Origin of the sequence: Burkholderia sp. Nafp2/4-1b (assembly GCF_003635165.1) — a bacterium.
Lineage (GTDB): Bacteria > Pseudomonadota > Gammaproteobacteria > Burkholderiales > Burkholderiaceae > Burkholderia.
In genome coordinates this window covers 1-3181 of sequence record NZ_ML058672.1, presented here as the reverse complement: position 1 = coordinate 3181, position 3181 = coordinate 1, and the positions used below count along the sequence as shown (strand labels likewise).

Annotated in this window: 5 protein-coding genes; all 5 read right to left on the bottom strand. The window is 63.3% G+C overall.

Annotation, left to right across the window (positions count from 1 at the left end; all coding sequences use genetic code 11):
- Positions 1 to 522, bottom strand: a 522-nt coding sequence (locus C7H84_RS35720; RefSeq protein WP_121863172.1) for a hypothetical protein, incomplete at its 3' end; no start/stop codon positions are given.
- A 4-nt stretch (positions 523 to 526) separates the two neighbouring features.
- Positions 527 to 1093: a glycosyl hydrolase 108 family protein gene (locus tag C7H84_RS35715; RefSeq protein ID WP_121863171.1), complete on the bottom strand. Its 567-nt coding sequence runs from the start codon at positions 1091 to 1093 to the stop codon at positions 527 to 529.
- On the bottom strand, positions 1090 to 1536 hold the full coding sequence (locus C7H84_RS35710) for a hypothetical protein (RefSeq protein ID WP_121862828.1): 447 nt from the start codon (positions 1534 to 1536) through the stop codon (positions 1090 to 1092). The genes C7H84_RS35715 and C7H84_RS35710 overlap by 4 nt, the downstream gene beginning before the upstream one ends.
- Before the next feature lie 380 nt (positions 1537 to 1916).
- On the bottom strand, positions 1917 to 2966 hold the full coding sequence (locus C7H84_RS35705; protein ID WP_121863170.1) for a contractile injection system protein, VgrG/Pvc8 family: 1050 nt from the start codon (positions 2964 to 2966) through the stop codon (positions 1917 to 1919).
- A 3-nt stretch (positions 2967 to 2969) separates the two neighbouring features.
- Positions 2970 to 3176, bottom strand: coding sequence for a tail protein X (locus tag C7H84_RS35700; RefSeq protein ID WP_121863169.1), 207 nt, complete (start codon positions 3174 to 3176; stop codon positions 2970 to 2972).
- Positions 3177 to 3181: the final 5 nt, after the last annotated feature.

Genomic DNA, 3181 nt, shown 5'->3' with positions numbered 1-3181 from the left:
CCGCGACGACGATCCAAAGAAGTATTCCTTCGAGCCGATCACCATCGTGATCAGCACGCCGAGTAGTGTGTCGAGCGTCGTTTTCACCATATCCGGCATCCGGATTCCGCCGATCGCCAAGTAGAACTCCAGCCCGATCACCGCAAACAGCGCGAGCGTGTACAGGTACGCCAGATTGCGCGCGGTGTGGTCATGCTCGGCGATGGATAACTGCCGCGCGCTTGCCCGGTCCCCTGCTGCCACCTGATCGGCCTGCACCTGAATCCCCGCCATGTTCTGCGCGTGCGTAAAGCCGGCTTGCCGCATCTTCAGCGCAAAGTCATCGTCCGCCTGCTTCAGTGCAAGCCACTGGTCGGGCGTCAGCGCCTCGCCGCTTAGCGCGGTTTTCACGGCCTCGACCGAACGATCATTGAGCCCGAGCTTCTCCGCGATCGTCGTTGCCGCCATTACCGCAATACCCGGGACCCCGCCCGTGAGTGCGGTTACGAGCCACGGCGCCACCGTCTTCAACATCTCCAGCATGTCTTTATCCTCCCAAGGCCCGGTTCAGTTGCCAGCCGTATTCGAAAGCTTCATTGGCCGGCCGTCGCTCGGCCAGCTCGAGGTAGTACACCGACTGCTGCGCCGCGATCATCCCCAGCAGCACGCGGTGTTCTTCCACCCCGCGCAGCGCGAGCCACGCCTCGAGCGCGGCAAGCGTGGTCGGCCCGATGACGCCGTCGAGCGTCAGGTCCCCGAACGTCTTGCCGTTCTGATTCAGCAAGTTCAGCGCACGCTGCAGGAATTTGACGCCAGTCGCCGGCCCGGCATTCACGCCGATATCGAACAGCTTGTCGGCCAGGGCCGGCGAGATTGTCTCGAGCTGGTCGAACTTCGGCTCTCGCCAATACCGCGCTTCGTAGATCGCAATCGCTGTTTCGCGCGGCAAGGCCTGCATCGGGCCCGTATAGCCGTTCGCGCGCGCCTCGGCCGCCGTGACACCCCACCTGGTTCCTTCGAGTTTGCCGAGATACCAGTTGCCGCGATCGGCCGGATCATTCGAGAATCCGCCTTCGCGGCCGAGCAGCGCATCGATTCGGTCTTGCAGTTTCATGGGTTTGGCCTCCTGTTGACTTCCTGCTCCAGTTGCTCGAGACGCTGCTGTTGCAGGCGGTTCAGCGCGTCGCCTTCGTTGATGTGGGTAAAGACCCAGACGATCGCGCCCACCATCATGGTCTGTACCAAACCCAGGCACACGCCGAGCACCCAGACCGCACCGCGCGCCGTATGTTTCATCGCATCGACTTTCCGGTCCACATCGGTGATCTCGTGCGCCAGCTCGCCGCGTGCACGTTCATCGGCGCGCGAGCGGCCCCACAGCAAACCCACGTCCTCGCGTACCGTTTCCGCTCGCACGGCCATTTCCGCGAGCCGCCGATCCAGATCGGCAAATGGCTGCACCGAGCGTTTGATGTCCTCGACGCTGGCCGCCACCGCCCGCATCTGCTGCGTGAGCGTCGCGATCTGTACCGCGAGTTCCTGTTTTTCCTCACCCATCGTTTCTCGTCTTTAATAGGTTCATCGCGAGCTGCCGGCAGACGCCCCCAGCCAGGTTGATTTTTGAAAGCAGGCGAACCTGTTTGCCAGCACGATATGTCCTGACGTCTCCACTGACGAAGGCGTCGGGCTCTCAGGTAATTTGTCATTCCGTTTTATGCCACCCGCGCGGGTGGCATTTTTTTGTTCATCGCGATCGTGGACAACCGAGACCGAGCAACGCCCAAGTCGCCTGGAGCTAGAGCGATTTTTGAAAGCGCTGCGAGCTGGATGGCCGCATTAATACGAATTGATACCTCTACCTTGAGGTGTCGCCCTCGATGTGGGAATTTATGCCACCCCATGCGGGTGGCATTTTTTCGTTCGTCTTCGGGCCCGCGTCAGCCCGGCGCCGGAATCACCAGACTGACGGACTTCGTCGGCGGCTTCCCGTGCCCCACCTTCGCCTTGCCCGCGTTACCCCCATTGAGCATCACCACCGTGATCCAGCCACGCGATGCGTAGCTGTGCTCCACCGATTCGATCAGGAATGCGCCGTCCACACCGTCCTTGAAGCCCTTGAGCATCACCGTCTTTTCCGCCGCCAGATCCGCCCGTCCGCGCAGCGTCAACCGACTCGTCGCGGTCTGCCGGTTCAGTTTCGCCAGGCGGGAGGTGGCCGCCGCCTTCGCCACGCTCGCGCTCGCAAATGCGTGCCGCTCGGTGTGCACCGCGGATGCGCCCAACGGTGCGTCGGGGTTCGGGATCGTCAGGTCCAGTTTTTTGCCGGTCTTACGGTCATGCACCTTCGCGCGCACCGCCGCGAAGCTCGCGCGGTCGGGGAACTGGATGTCGTAATCGAGCAGCATGTCCGGCGTGAGCGTGACAGCCGGCAGTCGCTTGCCGCTTGCGCTTCTGCCCGCGCCGCGCGGCAGTACCAGCAAGCGACCGGCCTTCACCGTTGCGGTGGCCCCGACCTGCCGGGCCACGCGCGTCACAAAATGCAGGTCGCTCTCGCCGAACTGGTCCACCCGCGGCATCAGCACGTCCAGCTCACACACCGCCGTCCAGCCGTGACGCCGCGCAATCTCGCCGACGATGTCGGCCAGTTTTACATTCGTCCAGCTGCCCTCGCGCTGGGTCTTCGCGCTCGCGCGCATGTTCGCCGGCTTGCCACGGATCACCACGCTCGCCGGTGGCCCGCGCACGCCAACCTCGTCGACCGCATACTCTCCGAGCATCGATAATCCCTGCCCCATCCAGCCCAGCGATATCTTCAAGGTCGCCCCTTTGGGCGGAAACCGGATCCGGCCGTCGCGATCGTCCAGCGTGAGCGTGCATTCGTCCGCGTCCAGCCCCGGCTTGTCGACAGTGCGGATCTCCAGCACCCGGTCCTGGATCACCCGCGTCACGTCCTCGCCATTTGCGATGACCTGGAACATGGCTTCCATATCTCAACTCCACAACTGGATCGATTCGTCGCGCGGGCGCTCGAGTTCGGGCATCACGATCTTCACGCCTGCTTCAAACGGCTGGGGTTTCGCCGCCAGCCCCGGATTCGCGTCATACACGGCCTCGACCGTGCCCCGCAAGCTGCCGTACACGCGGTAGCAGAGCGTGTCGAGGACATCGCCCTCACACGTGCTTAAAATCTTCGCCATAGCGG